The organism is Enterococcus sp. CR-Ec1, assembly GCF_002850555.1.
GTDB lineage: Bacteria > Bacillota > Bacilli > Lactobacillales > Enterococcaceae > Enterococcus_D > Enterococcus_D entomosocium.
In genome coordinates, this window is record NZ_CP025224.1 from 23,629 (window position 1) to 46,145 (window position 22,517).

Below are 22,517 nucleotides of genomic sequence, written 5' to 3' on the forward strand. Positions count from 1 at the left end.
CTCCATTTTCTATATTCTAATAAAAAGCGTGTGTCAGACGGCCATTCTAAGCCGTTTTAAATCGTTATAGATGGATAATCCTCTTTAATCGTCTTCTATAAACGGTTGGTAATACTCATTTCTTATTATTTCAATTTCAGGATCTCTCTTTTTCTTCCTCTCTTCTATTTTACCTGGAGAACCCTTGTTTCGAAAGTAATCGATATCGAACCATTTTTTTTCTTGTTTAATTTCAACGTGACGAACGTCTGTCCAAAATATTTGTCGATCGCTTATTACAAAATAGTCCTCATATGCTTCACCGATAAATAATCCTTCTATCGGATCTAAGAATCGCCCGAACTCGTCTTTTGTATTAAGTTGAATGGAAAGAGGCTTATGATATAGAAAGGATTGAGATAGAATAGCGTCTATCTTTTCGCGCGTCATAAGGTCAAGACCTGCAACTTCTTTGGTTGCCCAAGCTTCATTCTCTTTTACGCCCTTCATTAATTCGTCCATTGCGTAAGCAGTCCCCCACTTGAGGCCGAAAGGACGATCGCGATACTCATTATAGTCTTGGAACTTCTTCTTAGTTCGCTTTACCATGACTTGCACCTTCAAGTCCGGACAGGCCGCCTGCGTGACCACCAACTAAAGAGCTTCGAGCAATCGCACGTCCACCCTCCATTAAGCTATTAGCATGTACAATCGATTTAAAGCCATACTTCTTCCGGATAGTATCAACTACATAATCCACCTTCAAGTCCTTTACTTGCTCGTCTGGATCCTCAAAGAGATCCAGCTGTAGAGCATTAGAATAAACGAGTTTCGAGCAGTTTACTCCTATATTCCTGATATCCTGATACTTATAATGCTTATCAAATATTTGAAGCAGGTATCCAGAGATTTGTTTGCTGCTGTTTGTGGCCGGTACTTTCATTTGCTGGTGGAAACCACGTTTCAGCGATCGATCGACGTAGCCCATGGAAAACCCGATCCAAAGTGACACAACTTCAGCTTTTGCGCCTGCGCGACGTAACCTAGTTGCTACTTGATCAGCCATTTCCTTTATGACGATTTCAATCTCTTTTCTCTTGGTATAATCGCGGTTTAAAACCTGACTGTTACCGATAGATTTCGATTTGGGAGTATATTTCTGGCCTAAGAATGATCGATCAATGCCCCAGGCATTTGCGTACAGCTGCGTACCTAAAACGCCAAAATTCTGCTTCAGCAAATAATAATTTGCGTGTGCTAGATCATGCATAGTAAATATGCCCATTCGGTTCAATCTGATTGCTGTACGGCGGCCAATCCCCCACACATCTGTTATTTCTTTGACAGACCAAAGCTTCTCCTGGACGTCCTCGTATCGCCACTCAGCTTTCATATCAGTGTTCTTTTTGCTTTCAAGGTCTAACGCAAACTTTGCCAATAATGGATTATCACCAATCCCGATCGTAGTATAGATTCCTGTTTGTTTATATACGTCGATTTGGATCTTTTTAGCTAAGTCTCGAGCATTCTTTGCTCCAAACAGTCTTAACGAGTCAGTGACGTCTAAAAAGCTCTCGTCGATGCTGTAAACTGCGTGATTCTGCTCGTCTGCATACTTTTTGTAGATGTTGTTGATCTCCATGTTTTTACGCATATAAAGTGCCATACGTGGCGGTGCAATCACCAAGTCCTCCGGATACGGGAATGGAAGATCACGAGACCGACTGACGTTTGATATTCCGTATGCTTTTTTAGCAGCAGGACTTGATGCCAGGATCAAACCGCTCCCTCGTTCAGCTGGATTATCGGATGGATAAGACATGACTACCAACTTTGTTTTCAGCGGATTTAACCCTCTCTCAACGCATTCTACAGACGAGTAAAAGGACTTGCAATCGATACAAAGAATATCTCGGGAAGGTTCCTTAGTATAATCAAACCGTGGATTAGCACCAAATTGCATAACCATAGTAACGCCTCTTTTCTATAAAAAAGATACATTTTATATACACGTATTAGAACATACGTTCGCAAATAAAGTCAAGCGAACGAGTTATAAAAAAATTTCTTGGAACTGCCATTGGTATTTTTCAATTACAATTTAATTAGCGATTGTTAGCTTAACAGTCAGCTGGTTTTAGTTAGAAAAATAGCGATTAGTCATAGAAATATTCAAACACACATATGTTTATAAACATATATATAAACATAAACATATCCAAGCACATGTATATAAACACAGGCATATTCACGTATATGTGTTTGGATAAAAAAAGAAGCATAAGCAAAAGCTTACACTTCTTTTATGTATTACTCCGGAAATTGTCTAGAATACTCAGCGTTAATCAAATCACGAATTACCTCTGAAGCAGACTTGCGATTAAGTTTCTTTTTAAGGATTTGTAGTTTTTTCTTGTCTGAAGGATAAAGCGTTATTTGAGAAGGTTTTGTTTTTTCCACTTCTTCAGCTGGATTTAATGCACTATCAAATAAACCAGCATTCGATTTTTCTATTTTAGGAATAGATGGTACCTCTTCAAATGTATTTTTTGCTTTTTCAAATCTATTTGCCATTATCTATCACTTCCGTTGAGTTTTTTTAGTATAGTACCGAAAACTTCCCAAGTATGATCGAAGAAGTTTTTGTGCTTATTGTACAGTTCTTTGTTTTTAGAAAGTTCAGCTAAAGGCGTCATTTCTAAATTAGCTGTGTTAACTAGCTCTTTATCTGGTATATAACCTAAATAATTTGGTTCTTTAGAAATGATCTCCAAGAATTCCTTACTAGAATTAGTATTATGTTTGACTTTGTTACCAATAAAGTAATATTCGGCAACTAAGTAACTCTCTCCCGATCGAACCTCAACTAATTCTTTACGCAAAGTATCAATATCTCTACCTAGTTTTAGTAATGCTTTGAAACCGTCCATTGAGGGATCAGAAACGCCTAAAACAACATCTGATACTGCCCAAGCATTTTGGGTTATTAAACTTGTATCGTTGTGTGTATCGATGAAAATATAATCATATTTTTTTTGAAGTTCTTCGATATTATTTACATACCAGGAGAATAAAATTAAGCGATTATTCGGCTTGTCCCTTATAAGGTCTTCTATTTCTGCAAGCTCGGGGCCGCCAGCTAACAAATCTAGATTAGTGTGAATATGAATAGGTTCGACGTTATTTCCTCTATATAAATTTGAGATTTTGTTTTCATCCTTTAGCAAACCAAAATCATACTTTCCATATCTATCTGATATGTTTCCTGATTTGTCTTGGTCTATGAGCAATACAGAGGCCTTCTCTGCTGTCTTTTCTGCCAAATTATAAAGGGTACTCGTCTTTCCTGTTCCGCCTTTTTCAATGTTTGCAGTTAATGTGTACATTTTTTTCCTCCTTTAAATAAGTTATTTAGTCACTATATTATCCATAAACATAGACATAAACATGTTTATGTCTATGTTTATGGACGTGTTTTGGTCTAGTTAATAAGTTTTGAATCCTTTTTCTTGTGTCTCACCTTAATGCCAAGTGTTGTACGCCCCTCTTTAACAGATTCATAGTCGATATTCATAGTGGTTAGGTTATTTATATCTTCCTTAGCCTTCCTTAAATATTGAAGAACTCTGTACCATTCAAGATGCTCCTTTTGAAATAGCTCTTTAACTTCTTCTACTGAAAGATATATTTCATTATTGGGTTTACACGACTGAAGATATTCGTATAGCCTTTTTGCATGAATACTTTTCAAATTCACTACGTCTAGGAAAAATAGTCTAGTAGATTGCCCTTCAACTAAATTCAACAAATATGGAGCAAGATCAGAATCGAGTCTCAACTTGACTTTTCCATTCTTGATGTATGGTTTGTCAAGCCAACGACCGATTGTTTTAGCGCCATCTGGTAATTCTATCCAGAACCCTTTATTAGCTAAATTTAATAAGGCTTTTTCAGTATTTTGATGAGCAGCTCCACCTTGTCCAAATTTACATATTTCATTTAATTCAGCTATAGATGTTTCTACTGTAAAAAAGTCACCGTCGGTTTCTTTTATGTTTGTTACCATAAAATCGACTAAAGTCAGTTCTTTAGCGGATAAGGTGTGTTTTGCTTTTTGAATCAAGCTATTGGATTTCTGAAGAGTCTTATTCCTTTTGTTGTCTATTTCGTTCAGATCAAATAGCACAATATTTTCCATATAAACACCTCGTTACAATTTAATATGATTTTATATACCTATACTATAGCACACATGTTTATGTATATCAATATGTTTATGTATATAAATATATTGATTAGTACTTATGAAAAGAACTTCTTAGTGTGCTAATTATCAACTTGAATGGCTTACTACCCATAGTGTAAGTAGGTTTATGATTTTTAAGGAATACATATTGATGCATATGTTTGTGTTGGTATATATGAATAACGTGATAAACATATTGATACATATATTTATGGACATGTTTATGTACATATACTATTTGTGAGGAAAGATGAATATACTAAATAGTATATTACTTGAGAATAGGACAAAGATTTAAAATAGCATATGAATTTCCAATATCAATTAGTACTAATTAAAATTGGAAATTTACTATAAAGTACATTTAAATGATATATGGGGATGACACTACTAAAACATAGCATAAGAAATTCCATAGTGTTGATTGCTCCGAAAGTATCGTATTTAGGCTGAAGATCAGAATTGATAGCATAGATTTTTCCATTATGAACTTATTTATATACATAAACATGAACATATATATGTATATTAAAGTAGTTTAGTTAAGGAATATATTCTATGAAACGTGGAGGTTGAAGTCACAGTGAAAGAGATATCTGTGAGAATACGATTTTTAGTCGAAAAAATGATATGGAAAAAGATATGCTATATTCGAGGGAGGAAAAAGACTGTTCTTACGCTATTTATACATATAGCATAAAAAATTCCATTAAAAAGGGAGTTTACTTTTTTTGTATGGATAAGGTAAGATGAGAGAGAAGAAAATACATAAAAAAAAGAGACGGAAAAACTAATGGCTTGGACCCCATTAATTTTTCTGAATCACATACACAAACTATGTGTTCTCGCTCGTCTCCGGAATTGTGTAAGTGGCTGGAAACCACTTATGTAATTTGATAATTCTGTTCGGACTCGTAATCCGAACCTATGGAATTATTTTACCATTTTTTGACGGGCAACTCAATATATACATGCTTATTTGTCATGCTTTCTTTAAAGTTTTTTGACATATCTAGCCGTTGGGAGAACACAAATTATCGTTCAATTTGTGTTCTCTTTTTTGTTTAGAAAGGATTAGTAAGCATGGCAGCTTCTTTAGACGTCGTCTATTCAACGATCTTACAAAACGGTATTCGTAAATTCAAATACAAAAATAGCCGCCTTAAACCGGTCTCATTTAGCGATCAGACGGGGAGAGGGGCTATTTTCGCTTACCGTTCAAAAGAACATATGGTTGAGGGAATCGGCTTAGTAATCACTTCTGAAGAAGGAATTATTGAGAATAACAATTCGTTTAGCCATTGGACACCTAACGTTTTTCGCTATGGGACGTATGCTGATGAAGGGAGAATGTTCACGAAGGGACATTCTGAAGACAATTTGCGTCAGATTAATACGTTTTTTGTTGATTTTGATACGCTAGACCCCAATTTTGATTACGGAGAAATCATTCTGGCCAGTAATGAGCTTGGCTTTATGCCAACGATGGTATTACGGACAACTCATGGATACCAGGCATTTTATGTATTAGATAAACCTGCCTATGTAACAAAGAAATCCAACTTCAAAGTGATCAACGTGGCTAAAATGATCTCCAATAACTTGAGAAACAAATTAGCGAATGACTATGAATTTCCAGTTGATGTCAATGCAAACCATTTTGGAATCACTCGTATTCCTACAGAAGAGAGTGTCTTATTCTTTGAGCCAGAGTACCGTCATAGTTTCGAAGAGTGGATCAATTGGTCGATGAGAGTGGATGCTGACAAGAGTTCTGAGAGTAAGAATGTCTTTGTCTTGCCGTCAAACCAGGAGTTTCGTCAGGTCGATGAGCCGTGGTTCCAGCTGTTATTACGGAGTCAAAAAATTCAAGGAGAGAAGGGGATCTATGGCCGAAATAACGTCATATTTACCCTGTCTTTGGCCTACTTTTCTTCAGGATACGAAATCGAAGAGTGTGAGTTAGCTATGCTTGAGTTCAATGATCGATTAGTAAGTCCATTGACTGACCGAGAACTGACCAGGATTATTCGATCGGCTTATTCAGGAAAGTATCAAGCCGCACATAGAGAAAAAATTGTTGTATTGTGCCAGGAGTGGGTCGATGCTAGTCTCTCTGAAGAGCAGCTATTCAATAAAAAGCGTGGTTGGTGGAAATTCAAGAAAGAAAGAGCCGTACGAAAGTATTCTCATAGTCACGAGTGGGCAGCTGATTTGCTGGCTTATTTGAACGAACAGTCCTATACCTACAAACCTTATATCGTTTCTACAAAAAAAGAGTTGAGAGAAGAATTAAAGATTCCGGAACGATCCCTTGATAAAGTGCTGAAGCAACTGAAGAACGAAAATAAGATCTATTTCCGAGTTCGGGCCGGCCGCAATGGCGGAATTACATTAGCCTCTGTTCACGGATTGATGCGATCAATCATTCGAGTTAAAAAAGAGGTGCAAGAAGCGTATTTCCATGCGATTTCTGAGGCCTTTGGCTTGGGACGGACATTTATACAAGAGACGTTGAAACAGCTGATAGAGCCTAAGAAAACCGCCGTACAAATGGATTTATTGCAACTCGACTCTGGATAATATTAAAACCCGCAAACTGCCTTTTACATTATATCTATGATACTTTTGGCTTTTCTTTGGGTTATGAGCTGTCTTCTTGCCTAGTGTCTTGCTTGCCAGGTTTTACACAGAGATCTATTATTATCACATACGCGATAATACGCTTGAGGGGGTTTACCGTCTATGTCAGTGAATACTTTTGTTTATCCTTATCCTGTCTCTGTTTTTATTATTAAGCAGCTAGGGATGTCTGTAGAGGAATTTTGTGAGTTACATGATTATAAGCAAAGTACCGTGGCCACCTGGTGTTATAGGAATCGTCCTGTTGGATCATTGCCCTGTAACTTTGTTTATTGTTTAAGTCTGTCATCTGGGTGGTCAATGGATGATGTTTATCGTCATTTATTAGTGTTGGAGGAGAGATTTTTAAAAAGTATTGTTCCGAAAAAGAAGAAAGAGCAAGTGGATTGATAGGTCAAGCTAAGCTATCTGTTTTTTAGGTAGTGTTGTCTATTAATTTAAAAAGTGCGCTAGATTAGTATCTAAAACTAAAATGAATGATATTGAGGAAGATAAATGCTGAATATTCTTGATGTTCTAAAAACAATGAATTCAAATCAAAAAGTAAATTACGATAAAATTCTAAAAAAAATGATCGATCGGTGGCAAGTCGAATCAAAGCGACCCAAAATTCTATTGCATAGCTGTTGTGCTCCATGTAGTACTTATACATTGGAATATTTGAACGATTTTGCCGATATCACTATTTATTTTGCTAATTCTAATATTCATCCACGTTCAGAATATGAGCGACGAAAAATAGTGCAGCAGCAATTTGTTGCTGCTTTTAATGATAAAACTGATAGTAATGTTCAATTTCTAGCAGCACCTTACGAGCCCAATGAGTTTATTCGGTTAGTGAAAAAAAATCATTTAGAGATGGAACCGGAAGGAGGCAAACGGTGTGCTAGTTGTTTTCAGATGCGTTTAGACATTGTTGCTCGAAAGGCCAGCGAATTAAATTATGATTATTTTGGAAGTGCATTGACTCTGTCTCCAAAAAAAGATAGCCAGTTAATAAATGAAATTGGAATTGAGATTCAACAGTTCTTTGACACTAATTATCTTCCTAGCGATTTCAAAAAAAATAATGGTTATAAGCGATCTGTTGAAATGTGTAGGGATTACAATATTTATCGACAATGTTATTGCGGTTGTTTATTTGCTGCTTCTCAACAGGGGATTGATTTAAAGCAGATTCAAAAAGAGGCTAATGATTTTCTAAAAAATAAGAGTTAGTGAGATTAGGTAAAAAAAGATTTAATATTATTCTTAATTTTTATCTGATATCTTGAGGTATTTGATTTTATAAGGTGAAGATAGTTGATCAAGTATAATTTAGATGGAATTCTAATAAAAACACCCTATTATTTTTAAAATTATTTTTCTGTCGTCTTAACACCTTATGTTATAATCAAAGTAAAATATCATAAAATCATTAATATTTAAAAATAATGTTGGTTTTATGAAAAATGTGAGGAGTTAATGATGAAAAAGCTTTGTTTGTTTTTAGGGACTGTTGTCAGTGTTTTTCTGTTTTCGGGATGTGGGCAAGGGAATATTGAGATGTTGGATTTTGTTGATGTCAATTTTAGAGGTTTAGATACCAGAGGAACTGCTAGTTATTCAGTGGATTATGAAAGACTCCACAATTATTTGATTGAGAATGATAAAGAGTTAGAATTTGAAAGTCAAAACGTCTATTATGATGATCAACAACTTGAAGAAATGTTAGGTATAAGCTTGGATAAAAGCTCCGATTTATCGAATGGGGATAGTGTTACATTGACTCTTGATATTGATTCTTCGAAAGTTAAAAATTTAGCTGGTGGCGATAAAGAGTTTGTGGTTGAAGGTCTTGATGAAGCTAAGAAGTTAACCACAGAAGAGCTTGAAAAGCATTTGGTTGTCAACTTTAACGGTGTAAGTGGGCTTGGGTCTGCAACAATTGATAATACTCTCCCTGGTGAGTTAGGTTATCTTGGATTTACTCTAGTCGATGATGGGAAATTTAAGAACGGTGATTTAGCGAAAATTGAAATAACAGAAGATTTAGAGAATCGGTTAGCAGATAACGGCTATCTTTTGGATGATGATTTTGATCCTAGTTTTGAAGTTAAGGGATTAGATGAAGTCGCCGAAAAGGCTACTGATATTGCAAATTTAGATGACATTAAACGTATGATTGATGAAGAAGTAAATCGATCATATAAAGATTGGAATCCAGAAGAATCTTATGGATCTCGTTATGAGATAAAAGAGGAAGGGCTATTTTATCGTCAATTTGTTAGGGATAGCAATGATTCACAGTTCAGTTTTAATTCTGCAACGAACAACGGAAATCTAGTGAAAATTTTGAGTGTCAAGAGGTATTATGGTGGAACCGAGAATAAGCTGAATACGGAATTCACTGCTATAATCGGTTTTTCAGATTTGTTCCTTGATGAAGAAAATAAGGTGAATGTTGCGGATCTTATAACTATCAAAGACACTAAGGATTCAACTTATTCGGTTGAATCTGTTGTCCAGCTGTATGAGGGATATGGATATAACCGAGTGGAAGAATAATTTTGTAGTCTGCCGAAAGAGAATCGGTAGACTTTTTTAATTTGCTAGAATAAGATGTTATAGAGGATTTAGTTCTAAAAATAAAGATACTCAGAGGTTTACTCTGAGCTAGATGTACTAGATAATCAGTTGATTATGTAATTGATCACTTCAGATGGGCCATTTCCTGATAAAAGATTTTCAATCGACTTAATACATTCCTCAGCATAAACATGACGAATTGGAGATTTGGATTTTAAGTAATAAAGCTCTTCTAGAAATTCCCGTAGGTTCAGTATTGCTTGCTGTTTTAACTTGTTATTTTCAGTTTTATAATAGTCTAGCCGATACTTGGAAAACCTGTATAGCAATACGTGATCAGACGAATATTTAAGTCTTTGGTAACTGATGAGAGTTTCTAGAATCTCGCTAGCGTTATTGATCAGGTCTTGTTTTAACTGGTTTGTTGTTTTGGTTGCTCGATCAATGGATCTGTCAGCTAAGTTGAATAATGCGTCTGGCAATTGATGAGCATACCTAGAATTCAAAGAGGATATTTGACGAAAGTCATAATCTTTGAAAATTGTTGAGATATCAAGGATTTGTTCGTCAGAAAAATGCGCTGTGAAATCAATAATGAATTGCAGATAAATAGCGGTAATATTTTTTCTTGCTTTGATTTCTTTATATACATGATCAGTATCCTTTTTGGATAATTCAGGAATTAGGTTACTAACGTGATTGAAATGTTGACGAACGTAGTAATGATAACGTAAATAGGTCATTGACCGATCTTTTAGGTCGTCTATATATCTATACAATGCTTCGATATCTTGTGTATCAAGATTGCCAGCAAAGGCTTCCTTGCATTGTTGTGTAATAAAAAGTAGAACCTGGTTTTTTTCATTTTGTATATCGATAATATCTGAAAGCTGCATGCCTAAACGATTTGCAAGTTTTTCTATATCGCTGATAGAGAGCACTCTTTCACCATTTTCAAAGCGGGAATAAGAGGTTCTTGAAACGATGTCTTTGCTTATTTCGTCTTGTGTCATATTGACTTTTTTTCGAATATATTTTATTGCTTGATGAAACTGCATAATATCCCTCCATTTATATTAATTTATTTAAATGTGCCGAATTAGCACATTTTTGATATTATATTGCGTTTTTTTGACGAAATTGTCATACTATGGTTAGATATCAAAATCGATTGTGCACAACCATAAGGGGGTAGAGGAATGTTTCCATTTAGTCCATACGATATACAGATTACTCGTCCGTAACCAATAAATTATAATTATTTTTTTGCTGACACCATAATAATAATTTATTCAAAATAAAAAAGCATGCAGTTCTGTATTTTCGAAAATCACTTGCGAAAAGAACAGAACAATGCTATGCTTTTTGTGAAAATGATGTTTTTAGCAAAATAAAAAACAATTAATGTTTAAATATAGTTTTTTTGGTTGCTCAGGCTGAGATATATTTCAGGCAATCAAAAAAGGGGATGCGACACGACCGGAAGACTGGTAATCTTTCGAACGTGCGTACATGAATATTAGAATGCGAGTCTAATACCATGTTGCATACCCCCTCTGTTGGGCTACGCCCAACGAGGTTTAGTTTAGCATAGAATAGCTTCTTCGTCACGCCCTAAAAGGGGAAGACTGTAGACTTTTCTGGTTAAATATCTCGTTGGGAATAGTTGAACAGTCAGGGGTGTCACGTGATTTAGGTCGCGTGGCACCCCTTTTTTGTTTGTCTGAAAGTATATTAGCAAATTTTCACAAAATATGGGAGGGAGAAAGACTGAATTAAGCATAATTACAATAATTTCTTAATAATAGCGGTAAGCAACTTTGATTTAATTGCTCGAGCAGCAGTGAAAGCAAGATCGATGACTAAAACTTATACAAGTGAATTGGTTAGAAAGGATTGATTGGGATGGTAGTCAAAAGTAAAAAAAGGCGTCAAGCTAGGGAATTAACTTCTGTCTGTTCTCTTTCGGAAATTGAAAGTCGTGCTCAATCTATTCGGTTATTTGACCGATCAATATGGATCAATATCGGTGATGGTCAAATTCTCAATATAGAGACAAAAGCTATGGAATCATTGACACAAAAATATGACGAGATCCGCACGGCTACACTGCCAGGGAAAATCGTTTTTGCCAAAAGAACGAAACCAGTTGATTCTTTGCGCTTAGTGAAATATCCCTATAAAGTTCGCTCATAACAAAAAATTGATAAAAGAATATTTCTACTTGCAAGTGAAAGCTTGCTTGTCCTTTGAAAACTGAATAGCAAGAATAGCAAAAAAAGACGTGGGAGTCTGACTGTCTATATCACGTTGCTATTCACACTAAAGGACAGGGCTTGGAGTGACTGTTGGATCACTCTAGGCATTGAAGTTCATATTTTATTCTTTCAGACGGCTTTCAGATGGATGTCTGGGCTTGGCAATACTGGCAGCAATATGAGGTATGAGAGGTTGCACGGGATCCTAAACCGGCCGGTTCTCACTCACCCTAAAAGTGATTCCAATATCATTTGTAAGTAAAAATATTTTTTTATCTATCAAAATACTTAGTTTCAGCTATTAAAGAACAGCACAGAAAGCTTTTTCTTCTCTTTTATTTTTGCAATAGAGGTGGTCCAAAGGAAAAAGCTCTTTATCATGTTTAATAAAAATGATTGAAAGTAAGTGTTTAACTTGAAGGAGGAGTTGGTTTGAAGAGTGAAAGTGAATTGCTTGAAGGGATCAGGCAGTGTCAGCAGAACATGTTTGATAAAAAGATTAAACATGAAACAATGAAGCTGGAAAAGATGTTGAATTTGTTGGAAAAAAGTTATTTTAAGAGGGTCTGTCTAGTTTTTAGATCCGGTTCCGAACATGGCCTAAAGCTTTTGAGCATTGCTGTGATGTTCATAATAGGATATTTTCTCAGTTCTTATTTTAGTACCATTTTTAGTATACCTATCGATTCAATAGGGAATGTAATCTTTACAATTCTCGGGACGATTGTCGGAACGAGCTTTTTCACAAGCATATTTCATTCTATGACGACAGTATATCTATTATCTCAGATCGAGGATCAATATGAGAAATTAAGTTTGTTGTATAAGCAATCGGATGAAATCTAATTGCTTATGAATATGAAAGACGGGTGGTCTACTATGTCAGAGGTTGATAAACTACTAGCCTTCATGAAGACTGGAAGAAGAAAAGCTATTACTTTAGCAGAATATATTTGTTATCAAGAGAAAAAAGGAATTTGGAACAAAAAAAGAGCTATTAATTTACGTAGGGAACTAAGTTTTTCTAAATGTTTGGATATTACTTATATTCGTAAACAAATGGAAGAAGATATTATGAAAACAGAAACCCTAATCAAAATTAGATAATTTAAAACAAGAAATGAAAGTACTAAAAGCGCATAGGATCATTCTATGTGCTTTTTATTTTTATGATCAGAAAGGAACGAGTATAGGATATGGAACAAAATGAATCTTACTACAAGGTTAGAAAAAAACATTGCCAAATTGAAATGGCAGGGCACACGAACGAGTATATTGATAAAGGAGATCTATTTATTGCAATTGAATATCGATTCTTTAATAGCGGTGCGATAGATATCCATGCACTGAGGGCTGCGAGAGGAATTGAATTACACGGAAGCGGAAAACGGTACAATATTTCAAAAATTTATAAATCCAGGAAACATGTTTTTCTGTTTCTTGAAAAGCCTGAGTTATTGTTGGAATTCTAGTCGGATTAGACGAAAAAAAGGAGGAGTTGCCATGAAGCAAATAGAAGATTACGTCAAAGATGGGTGGCACCTGCAGTTAACAGTAACTCCTAGTAGAAAAGGGGTATCATATCATGCCTGGGCTTATGAACATAAGGAGGACAAGGCCGCTGCATTGGTTGGAGAAGGTGAGACAATGGAAAGTATGCTTCGGGATCTTCAGGAATGCGAAAAAGAACTTTATCCTCATTTGATACGAAAACCTAAGCATAGGGAATTGAAATGGCAAAGAATATTTTGAATTATTTACCCAGAATTTGTTTTGCATTAGGATCAGCAGCTGTAGCAATGTATGGCTTTTATACTCTAAGAATTGTTCCATTAAAAAACAATCATAAATTACTCTTCGAGGATCCTAAGAATCTTTATGATTTTTACATTCAATACAGAGATCAACTGGCAAATCTATATCTTTGCTTACTCATTAACTACCTACTAATGATTGCGATAGGGTTTATTTCAGGATTTCTAATATTTGCTGCGTCTTGGGAGGATAATTAAGTGAAAATATCTGAAGCAATTGAAATTGAAAAAAAATAAAAAGAATACAGAAAATGAAAAGCTGTTTATTATCAGTTCATATAGTTATTTCAATTTTGAGTTGTTTTGTCTTATTGTTTTTATTCGGCTCAAATCGATTAAAGGATATCCATTGCTACATGAAGTGGTTTCTTACAATATCTGCTTTGCTTTGGCTTGTATCAGGCTTTCTACAAATAAAAATTATCTTTCAGAAACAGAAATTGTGAAGTTTCCAAGAATGAAATTTCGAAAAATAGTCCAATTGATAGAAAGGGTGCCTTAATGGAGGATAAGTTAGCAGTTTTAATGGATTTTAACGAGAGACAGCAACAATTACTAGAAGATTTAAAACACGTATACACCTGGCAACATAGTCACGCTTGGGACTTGTTCTATTACTTAGTCGATAAAAATACCCAAATGTTTGACGAAGAAACAATATACAATTTTATCACTATGTCTGAAGAGGAATCTCTTGCAGTCCAAATTGTATTCAGTCAGTGGGTTTTGTTACGGGAAGACAAATGATTCCACTATCAACCAAAACAAACTAATTGATGATGATTTAATAAGGGGATAGTAAAAGATGGGGAATGTGATGAATAACGGAAAAGAAATAAAAACAGTAGAAAATGGTGCAAAAATAATAGTTGATTCAAAAGGTTATTTAACAAACAGTGCAGACTTGGAAGATAAAGGTTACACAGTTAAAACAGTTTCCTTAGAAAAGGATAAATTCAGTCGTTTTGATCCATACAAAGCTTTGATAGAACTGGCTGAAGAAGATCCGGTTAAATTTAAAAGGGTCTCAAATGAGCTAGAAGACATTATCAAAACGGAAGAAGGAATTATGAACGAAGATGGATTTGTCAGCAATAGACAGATTATACGGAATAGGGGGAAATGAAATTGAAATTAAAAGAATTATTGAAAATTTTACCAGAGAAAGCTGATGCAACGTTTGAAATTGTAGAAGAAACTTACCCAACAGGAATTTTAGTAAAAGATATTTTAGCGACTTATCCACGAGCGGCAGAATATGAGGTGACATTACTAGACGCAGGAATTACAACACATGGGGGAAGAGATATTATTACCTTGTGCATTGAAGTCAGTAATTCACCAAAATAGTTGAGTAGCAACAGCAAACTGAGCTAGGAGAGTTAATTTATGAATTGAAATTGAAGAAGGAGAGTGAGACAAATTATGGTATCGAATGTAAATGAGCGGACACTGAAATGTGACAGGCGTCTTGAGGTATTGGCAAATTGGTTTTGGAGAATCTTTATCGGTGGTTTTCTTGCTGTGGTTCTAGGATCAGTTGTTTATTGGAATCATTATTTTTCCGGAATGTTGTGGTTTCCGTTATTTCTATTGCTTTTATGGTACTTTGTTGTACTTAGTTTTTTATTGATTTCAATGAAATTGATACGATAGTGTAAAAAATCTACTGTAGCATTAAATTTCAACTTTTGGTACTCTATAAGTATAAAACGAGTTATTTTAGTCATATAATAACAAAATATCACCGTTTTTTGAAAATAAATAAAAAGTAGTCCTCGGCTAAGATTTACTAGGGTCAGGGGCATGCGAACCTTGGCAAATCTTAGCTGAGAACTTTAGTCAGTTTCTAAAGGATAGTAGTAATAATTGGTTTGGCCGTCAGTAGCAAGACCAAACGTGTCACCAATAAAGAAAGAATCAGGGCTTGAAATCAGTTTTTCCAGTTTGAATTCATTTGTTTCTCGATCAATCAGAGCAATCGGAAAAATTATCTCGTCATTATCTGTGACAATTGTTGCTTCGTTGACGTCTTCAAAGTGAACATATTGGATAAATCCTTCACCCAAGTCGGTAAGATTCTTATTCAGTGCTTTTTGAAGTTGTTCGAACGCAGAGAGTTCAGCCGAACTAGAAGCGTCATTCTCCAATCGATGTTCATTTCTGACCGAACGTGTTTGATATAAAAGGAAAATGCTGATCGATAAGAAGAGTATTGGAAGGATGATATATAATTTTTTTTTCATATGTTGTCTCCAGTTTTTAATTTTTGAAATCAAGCTCTTTAAGTTGTATCGGTTCGAATTACTGTTGAATTTCGTATAATCCCATTTTTATCAGTATCAAGACTGCGTTTGTACGATTATCTATGCGATTTGCATGCTGAAATTCTTTGATTTGTTCCAACATTTCATTTGGAAGTGTCAGAAGTACTTTCTCATAATCTTTAGTAGCAAGAATTTGGAAGTCTTCAACTGGTAGATTACTAGTTAATCCTAATCTAATTAATTCTCGAATCTTTGCGGATCTATTAGTGGTATTTCTTTTATTACTAGTATCTAAATTCAGTTCTTCAATTTGCTGAAAAACGTCTGTATTGATTCTTTGCAACACCTGTTTTGATTTAGTTTTATCAATAGCCATAGCAATATTCCTTTCTTAAAACCTATAACTTAAGAATAGTGCTTAAAAAAAGTGTTTGCAAGCAAAAGTTATATATGATATATTGATTTTAAGGAAGTTATATATAATATACAACCATAGGGAGGAAAAATATGAAATCAATCAAAGGGAAAATCTCGGTAGCGTTGGCGTTACTCGCAACTCTTTACGTTGCAGGTACAACAGGGGTGAAGGAAGCAGCGGCAGCTGAGCAAGAGGCGACTCCAATCAGTGCAACTGTATGGATTGCTCGTACTGTAGACCAGGTAAAAGTAGATTTAGATAAAATGGTAGATAACACTTATACAATTGTTAGAGGTGACACGCTCTCTGTTTTAGGACAAGCAACAGGTATTCCGTTTGAGGACATTGCAAAAAGAAATGGCATTGCGGATCCTGATTGGATTTATGAAGGCAACAAGCTGATTTTTGATCGTGATCGTAAATCTGTAACGATTCAAGATGAATCTGGAGAAACAGTTGCGCAAATTGCTGCTCCAAAACCCAAAGAAGACAGTGCTGATTCTACGAAGCCAGCTGGCGGTGGATCAACTGGCGAAAACGGATCTGGAGATTCAAGTAAACCAACAACACCACCGACAACAGATGATGGTTCAGGCAGTGGTGACAATGGAACAACTACACCGCCAACGGGTGGAGACAATGGGCAATCAACAGATCGCGAAGTGTCAGTAACAGTTGTAGGCGAGAATGCTATGTTCACACGTTTCCGTGTTGGCCCATTCAATAATACTGATGAGGCTTCTGCATGGGTCAAAGAGAATTATCCAAACGGAATCAAAGGATACGAAGTACACCCTGATGGTGACTACATTTACATTGAGTTCGAGATTGCGAAAGATGATCAAGTAACTCCTCCAGGAGGCGGCGATAATGGCTCTGGTGGCGAAGACAACGGCTCAGGAGGCGACGATAACGGTTCTGGTGGTGGTGAAACAACTCCTCCAGGAGGCGGCGATAATGGTTCAGGCGGAGGAGAAACCAATCCTGATCAGCCCACTAATTTAGGAAACAGCGGAATTTTTGTTGCAACACAAGAAGCTGCTTTCGCTGAAGCTTACGCATTATGGGCAGAAGGTAAATTCCTTGAATTTACAGATTTTGTCGCTTATCCAGCGTTGAATGCGGCTGGTGATATTATCGGCTGGACTGTAAATTTCTACTAGAATAATTAATTGAATAAGAATATTGAAAAAGAGGAAAGCATGAAAATGCTCTCCTCTTTTTTGTTTTTGAGGTGAGATATGGATAGAAAATGTCGTAGTCCTTCTTTTAAACAAGCCAATCAATGCACCATGGTTATCCATTGGTCTTTTAATCAAGAGGAGGATTTTTATGAGATTTAAAAAGCTACGGAAGATTATGAGCATTCTAATGCTCTCACTTGTAATTACTACAAGTTTTCCGATCGAGTCATTTGCGATTACTCTTGCAAATGGAATCGAAAATACAGTAGAAAATGAAAGTGAAGAAACTGATCAAAATAAACAGGCGGATGGATCGTCTGAAAATGAAGGGGTCAGCGAGGCTGATAATAAAGATTTTATTGGTCCAATACAAACTGGAGAAAGCCAAAATGCAAACGATGGACCGACCGTTGAAACACGGGAAGTACCTGAAGAATTAAAACAATTCTTTATCGGTGAAGAAGATCTTCATGCTATGTCTTCTTATTTTGAACAACAAGAATTGGCAGATCAATCAGACGAATGGCAGCAACTAAAAAAAGAAAGCATGTTAAGAAGCACCACGTATCGTTTAAGCGAGAATGGACGAACGAATGCAAATGTGGCCCGTTATACGCCGTCTGGTCTGCATTACACGCATGATATTATTATTCGCTGGCAAATCGATGGCGAAGATGTATTTTGTATCCAAGAAGGTGTATTTACTGAAGCAGGTATTCAGTATACGCAAAAGTTGGATCTGTCTTCGGTTCTTACAGCTGAAAGAGCTGCTAGATTGAGTTTGATCGGATATTTTGGTTATTACCAATCACCTACGATGCAAAATTACGCACTAACACAGATGATGGTTTGGGCGGAAATGGGCGGAAGTTTTATTAACTATGGTGTGTTTGGTAAATCAACTTATGATGATTTTGTATCAAAAGTTAATGCAAGTATTGCTGATCACCGTTTAACGCCTTCATGGCATAATACAACCGTCACTGTTAAAGTTGGCGAAGAAGTTCGAGTGAGAGATACACACAATCGCTTTGCTTCTTGGAATGGCTCTGTTATCGCCAATACAGCTGGTGTTAACGTTCGGAAAGACGGTAACGACTTGGTGATTACCGCAACTGCGGCTTCCAATGATTCCGGAAGAATCACATTGGCGAAACTTAATCCTAATGGAGCCGGTATTGGTACCACTTATGCATATACTAACGGAATTTCTCAAGATCTATCAAGAATGCATTTACCCGATCCTGGACAAGGATTTTTAAATGTCAATGTATTGAAACAAGGTCATGCACGCGTCCGGAAAGTTGATGAAACAACGGGAGAACCTCTAGCCGGTGCTGTATTCCGTTTTACAACTGATGATGGGGAAAAGAAAGAGATCACTACAAACGCTGAGGGAATAGCAGAATGGCGCGATCTGATTCATGATACTAAGGTAACGATCGAAGAGATCACAGCACCAAACGGATATGTCATTAATCGGACACCGCAAACAATTACTATTCGTGCAAATGAAACCACTACGGCAACCTTTGATAACCGTGTACAACTAGGGACGATCACGATCGATAAGCTAGGGGAAATGTACGGCAAAGATATGCCTAATGATCATTACACGCTAGAGGGAAATATCTTTGAAGTCTTTGAAGGTTCAGATACCAATGGAGATTTGGTTGATACCATTACAACCAATGCTTCAGGAACCGCCAAAACAAGAAATCTTCCTTTAGGAATCTATACGATTCGAGAAAGACAAGCGTCAAGAGGTTATGTATTAAATACAAATACTTGGACGATTGAAATAAAATATGCTGGCCAAAACGTTGAAATCACAAACGTTAGCCAAGAAATAAAAAATAAAGAGCAGCTAGGTACGATTACGATCGATAAATCTGCTGTAGAATTTGGTAAAGATATGCCAAATGCTAACTATACTTTGGAAGGAAACATTTTTGAAGTATACGAGGGATCAGATACTTCTGGTAAGCTAGTCGATACGATTACAACCAATGCTTCAGGTATTGCTAAATCGAAAAGTTTACCTTTGGGTACCTATACGTTAAAAGAAATCCAAGCTTCTGAAGGATTCTTACTGAACACGAATACGTGGACCGTAATTATCAAATATGCAGGTCAAAATATTGATGTTACTAATATCATGCAAGAAGTGGAAAATCAGGAACAACGAGGCAATGTGGTTCTTAAAAAGCGTGACATTGAGACAGACGGTGTTCCACAAGGTGAAGCAACTTTTGAAGGAGCCAAGTTTGATTTATATAGAGCTTCTAACAAAGAAAAACTAGGAACCTACACAACTGATTCTAAAGGTGAACTAACTGTTCGAAACCTTTTGCTTGATGATTATTATTTTGTAGAGGTAGAAGCGCCGAAAGGTTACGTCCTTGATGATACACCAGTACCATTTACGATTGCCTATGCTGGCCAAACAGCTGCGGTAGGAGTACAAGCAAATGTGACCAAACAAAACCAGGTAATTACAGGTGGGTTTGATTTGATTAAGATCGGAAACTACAGCTGGTGGAACAACGCCTGGCATTGGATCACTGGTCAAGATCAATCAAATGAAGTAACTGTATTAGAAGGTGTTGAGTTTACCGTATACCGAGATCACGGCAATCGCGAGGAAGTCGCTAGAAAGACTACAGATGCTTCTGGCCATGTAAGTTTTTCCGGACTTCAGTATGGAACCTACCGTGTGTCGGAAACGAAAGTTCCTACAGGTTATGATGGTAGCGAAGACTTCTATGTAACGATTAGTGAACATGGACAAACGTTCCATTATGTCATTGAAAACAAGGTGAAAGAAGCAAAGGTTCGCTTTGTAAAAGTTGACGAAGAAACTGGCAAAGAGATTGTCAGATCTAAAGCAGGTTTTGAAATTTATTCAGAAACGACTGGCGAACAACTGAAAATGAAAGACTTAGACGGTGTAGAGCATTCTGTTTTCTACACTAATGAAGAAGGTATTCTTCAACTGCCAACACAATTTGCGTTTGGAGAATATAAAGCAGTTGAAGTAGAAGCGCCCGAGGGATACGTCCTAGCTGACGAGCCAGCATACTTTGAAGTCACTGGTGAAGAAGAAGACGGGATCGTCTTAGTTGTGATCACCAATAAGAACCAAATGGGGCAATTAGAAGTCAACAAAACGGTTGAAACGAATGTTTCTGTTGTGAATCATGAGTCTGAATATGGTGAGTACAGTGAACTAGAATTCGAACAGCATGCAGGTGCAGGTTTTGAGTTTAAAATTCGTCCAACTGAAGATATTGTGACTGGTGATAACACTGTTCGCTTCCCAGCTGGAGAATTTTTACAGCAAGATGGGGAAGATCTTGTTTGGACAACGGATGAAGAGGGCCGCTTCCTAACTGATCCAATTCTCTATATCGGAAAATATGAGTTAATTGAAGTGGGTGCGCCAAAAGGGGTCGTCTTATTGGAAGATCCAATTCCTTTTGAAATCGAATATGCCGGACAAGCACTAGAGATCACTTCTAGTACCCTAGATGTAGAAAACTTTTTACAAGAGATCAATATCTATGGGCAAAAAGAGCAGGAAGTAGTTATTGGTTGGGAAGACGATCAAGCTGTAATTGATTTGGAAGCCGCAAACAACGGACAAGTTTTTGCTTTACGTTTAGCCGAAGAATTGACGATTGGGGAGTCCGTTCTTGAAGCAGATACAACATTGCGCTACACAACGGTAGAAGATGGAATCATTGCTTTTGAAGGACTGAAGTTACCGAATCAGACGATTCGTATGTACTTGCAAGAAGTAGATGCTGGTACAGATCATGTCTTGAATGAAGCGAAATACTTCTTCACCTACGAACCAGAAACGAATGATCAAAAACACGATATTCATGTTTCAGCAAAACAAACTGAAAACGAGCCAGAAACCGATGAAGAAGCTCCAATCGAAGAAGGCGAAAACGAAGACGAACCAAATGACTTAGAGGCTGAAGGGGAAGCAGAGAAACAGGAAACTCCCGAAACAGAAGAAAATGAAGCAGACGCTGGTGCTTCTGAAGAGTCAGAGGAACAAGAAGAAGATTCAGTTGTAACGGAAGAAGATCCTGAAGAAGGATCCGATGCTATTTTGAATCGTCTTGCACGTGCAAACGTAAAAGTAATCAAAACAGATGGAATGGATCAAAAGGCGTTACCTGGTGTCGAATTTGATTTGATTCGAATTGGGGAGTTCAAACAAACCGAACCAGAAACGGATAATGATACAACAGATAAGGAAAATCCGTCTGATCCTGACGAGAAGGAAACGGAAGAAGGCACTCCTGAAGACGAAGCAGAAACAACGCCAGAAACTCGTTCAGAGGCTGCTGAGGAAGAAGAGGAGCTTCCTGAAGATAATGTCGTTGAAGAAGACAACGGAAGCTCAGAAAGCGACTCACGCACTGTTATCGGTACCTATGTAACAGATGAGAATGGAGAGATTCTAGTTGAAGATCTACCAACCGGTCAATATGTGTTTGTTGAAACGAAACCACTTGATTGGTACCACGAAAATAACGAAGAATATCCGTTTGAAATCTCAGCTGAGAATCATGAAGAAACGATCATAATCGAAGTTGAAAACGATCGATTGGATCTTGAAGTTGAGACTGTGTTTGCAGAAACTGAAACGGGTGCAAAAGTAGTAGATCCAACAGTTGATAACAAGTTGACGGACTATGCATGGGTACGAGGTGGAAAAGAAGGACACGAGTATTTTGTTGTTACAAAATATATTAATGTAGCTACTCAAGAGGTTGTCGATATCGAGATTTCTTCCTTCGTTTCAAAAGGAGAAGAAGAACAGGAACTTCTCTTTGATTTGTTATTGCCTGCAAATACTATGCAAGACGGAGACGAATTAGTCGCAACTCATATGGTTTATAGTGATGAGGATCTAACAGACCTTGTTAGTGATCACTTTGATCTAGATAACAAAGAACAGACTGTTGGATTTGCGGTTAATAAAACACCAGAAATTCCTCAAGCAGGAAGCTACAGTACTTGGGATAATTGGAAACTCAAAGTAACAAGCTTTTTTGCAAATTTATTTGAATAGCAGCAAAAGAAGAGACGAAGTGAAGTTCACTTTGTCTCTTTTGTATTT

At 36.5% G+C, this 22,517-nt stretch carries 21 protein-coding genes; 13 read left to right on the forward strand and 8 right to left on the reverse strand.

The genetic code is table 11. The features are described from left to right. Positions 1 to 84 precede the first annotated feature (84 nt). From CXM95_RS18490 to CXM95_RS18510, 5 genes are all read right to left on the reverse strand, one after another. On the reverse strand, positions 85 to 588 hold the full coding sequence (locus CXM95_RS18490) for a hypothetical protein (protein WP_101699635.1): 504 nt from the start codon (positions 586 to 588) through the stop codon (positions 85 to 87). Further along, positions 572 to 1,948, reverse strand: a complete 1,377-nt coding sequence (locus tag CXM95_RS18495) for a Y-family DNA polymerase (RefSeq protein ID WP_101699636.1) — start codon at positions 1,946 to 1,948, stop codon at positions 572 to 574. Before CXM95_RS18495 ends, CXM95_RS18490 begins: the two co-directional genes overlap by 17 nt. 341 nt (positions 1,949 to 2,289) lie before the next feature. Further along, a complete protein-coding gene (locus CXM95_RS18500; RefSeq protein WP_074934961.1) occupies positions 2,290 to 2,553 on the reverse strand; it encodes a hypothetical protein in 264 nt (87 codons plus the stop codon). Next, positions 2,553 to 3,365: a ParA family protein gene (locus CXM95_RS18505; RefSeq protein WP_101699637.1), complete on the reverse strand. Its 813-nt coding sequence runs from the start codon at positions 3,363 to 3,365 to the stop codon at positions 2,553 to 2,555. Before CXM95_RS18505 ends, CXM95_RS18500 begins: the two co-directional genes overlap by 1 nt. A 95-nt stretch (positions 3,366 to 3,460) precedes the next feature. Beyond that, positions 3,461 to 4,177 (reverse strand): replication initiation protein, encoded by a 717-nt coding sequence (locus CXM95_RS18510; RefSeq protein WP_101699638.1) that lies wholly within the window; start codon positions 4,175 to 4,177, stop codon positions 3,461 to 3,463. A gap of 1,131 nt (positions 4,178 to 5,308) precedes the next feature. Here CXM95_RS18510 and CXM95_RS18515 point away from each other — a divergent pair. The 4 genes from CXM95_RS18515 to CXM95_RS18530 all read left to right on the forward strand — a co-directional run bounded on the left by CXM95_RS18515 (position 5,309) and on the right by CXM95_RS18530 (position 9,415). Then, the gene (locus CXM95_RS18515; protein ID WP_101699639.1) at positions 5,309 to 6,808 is read left to right on the forward strand and encodes a primase C-terminal domain-containing protein; all 1,500 of its coding nucleotides are present in this window, start codon (positions 5,309 to 5,311) and stop codon (positions 6,806 to 6,808) included. 162 nt (positions 6,809 to 6,970) lie between these two features. After that, the gene (locus CXM95_RS18520; protein ID WP_101699640.1) at positions 6,971 to 7,258 is read left to right on the forward strand and encodes a type III secretion system protein PrgN; all 288 of its coding nucleotides are present in this window, start codon (positions 6,971 to 6,973) and stop codon (positions 7,256 to 7,258) included. A gap of 105 nt (positions 7,259 to 7,363) precedes the next feature. Further along, on the forward strand, positions 7,364 to 8,086 hold the full coding sequence (locus CXM95_RS18525) for an epoxyqueuosine reductase QueH (protein ID WP_101699641.1): 723 nt from the start codon (positions 7,364 to 7,366) through the stop codon (positions 8,084 to 8,086). Positions 8,087 to 8,335: 249 nt separating this feature from the next. Further along, positions 8,336 to 9,415 (forward strand): hypothetical protein, encoded by a 1,080-nt coding sequence (locus tag CXM95_RS18530; RefSeq protein ID WP_101699642.1) that lies wholly within the window; start codon positions 8,336 to 8,338, stop codon positions 9,413 to 9,415. A gap of 125 nt (positions 9,416 to 9,540) precedes the next feature. On the opposite strand, the gene CXM95_RS18535 is transcribed toward CXM95_RS18530, so the two are convergent. Then, the gene (locus CXM95_RS18535; RefSeq protein ID WP_101699643.1) at positions 9,541 to 10,494 is read right to left on the reverse strand and encodes a helix-turn-helix domain-containing protein; all 954 of its coding nucleotides are present in this window, start codon (positions 10,492 to 10,494) and stop codon (positions 9,541 to 9,543) included. Positions 10,495 to 11,341: 847 nt separating this feature from the next. On the opposite strand from CXM95_RS18535, the gene CXM95_RS18540 reads away from it, so the two are divergent. The 7 genes from CXM95_RS18540 to CXM95_RS18585 all read left to right on the forward strand — a co-directional run bounded on the left by CXM95_RS18540 (position 11,342) and on the right by CXM95_RS18585 (position 14,858). Further along, positions 11,342 to 11,632 (forward strand): hypothetical protein, encoded by a 291-nt coding sequence (locus tag CXM95_RS18540; protein WP_101699644.1) that lies wholly within the window; start codon positions 11,342 to 11,344, stop codon positions 11,630 to 11,632. 941 nt (positions 11,633 to 12,573) lie between these two features. Next, positions 12,574 to 12,801, forward strand: a complete 228-nt coding sequence (locus CXM95_RS18550; protein ID WP_153884113.1) for a hypothetical protein — start codon at positions 12,574 to 12,576, stop codon at positions 12,799 to 12,801. Positions 12,802 to 12,890: 89 nt separating this feature from the next. Then, positions 12,891 to 13,166 carry a hypothetical protein gene (locus CXM95_RS18555; protein ID WP_101699647.1) on the forward strand — a complete coding sequence of 92 codons (276 nt, stop codon included), beginning with the start codon at positions 12,891 to 12,893 and terminating at the stop codon, positions 13,164 to 13,166. A 31-nt stretch (positions 13,167 to 13,197) separates the two neighbouring features. Next, complete coding sequence (locus CXM95_RS18560) at positions 13,198 to 13,446, forward strand: hypothetical protein (protein WP_101699648.1); 249 nt, start codon at positions 13,198 to 13,200, stop codon at positions 13,444 to 13,446. Between the two features lie 563 nt (positions 13,447 to 14,009). Beyond that, positions 14,010 to 14,255: a hypothetical protein gene (locus CXM95_RS18575; RefSeq protein WP_101699651.1), complete on the forward strand. Its 246-nt coding sequence runs from the start codon at positions 14,010 to 14,012 to the stop codon at positions 14,253 to 14,255. 58 nt (positions 14,256 to 14,313) lie between these two features. Further along, on the forward strand, positions 14,314 to 14,634 hold the full coding sequence (locus CXM95_RS18580) for a hypothetical protein (RefSeq protein ID WP_101699652.1): 321 nt from the start codon (positions 14,314 to 14,316) through the stop codon (positions 14,632 to 14,634). Between the two features lie 2 nt (positions 14,635 to 14,636). Beyond that, positions 14,637 to 14,858 carry a hypothetical protein gene (locus tag CXM95_RS18585; protein ID WP_158297445.1) on the forward strand — a complete coding sequence of 74 codons (222 nt, stop codon included), beginning with the start codon at positions 14,637 to 14,639 and terminating at the stop codon, positions 14,856 to 14,858. A 488-nt stretch (positions 14,859 to 15,346) separates the two neighbouring features. On the opposite strand, the gene CXM95_RS18595 is transcribed toward CXM95_RS18585, so the two are convergent. Then, the gene (locus CXM95_RS18595) at positions 15,347 to 15,754 is read right to left on the reverse strand and encodes a hypothetical protein (protein WP_101699655.1); all 408 of its coding nucleotides are present in this window, start codon (positions 15,752 to 15,754) and stop codon (positions 15,347 to 15,349) included. A 58-nt stretch (positions 15,755 to 15,812) separates the two neighbouring features. Next, complete coding sequence (locus CXM95_RS18600; protein ID WP_101699656.1) at positions 15,813 to 16,151, reverse strand: hypothetical protein; 339 nt, start codon at positions 16,149 to 16,151, stop codon at positions 15,813 to 15,815. A 131-nt stretch (positions 16,152 to 16,282) separates the two neighbouring features. On the opposite strand from CXM95_RS18600, the gene CXM95_RS18605 reads away from it, so the two are divergent. Both CXM95_RS18605 and CXM95_RS18610 read left to right on the forward strand, forming a co-directional pair. Further along, entirely contained in the window at positions 16,283 to 17,356 is a 1,074-nt protein-coding gene (locus tag CXM95_RS18605; RefSeq protein WP_101699657.1) for a LysM peptidoglycan-binding domain-containing protein, read from the forward strand. A gap of 169 nt (positions 17,357 to 17,525) precedes the next feature. Then, positions 17,526 to 22,469: a SpaA isopeptide-forming pilin-related protein gene (locus tag CXM95_RS18610; RefSeq protein ID WP_101699658.1), complete on the forward strand. Its 4,944-nt coding sequence runs from the start codon at positions 17,526 to 17,528 to the stop codon at positions 22,467 to 22,469. The last annotated feature ends 48 nt before the right edge of the window (positions 22,470 to 22,517 follow it).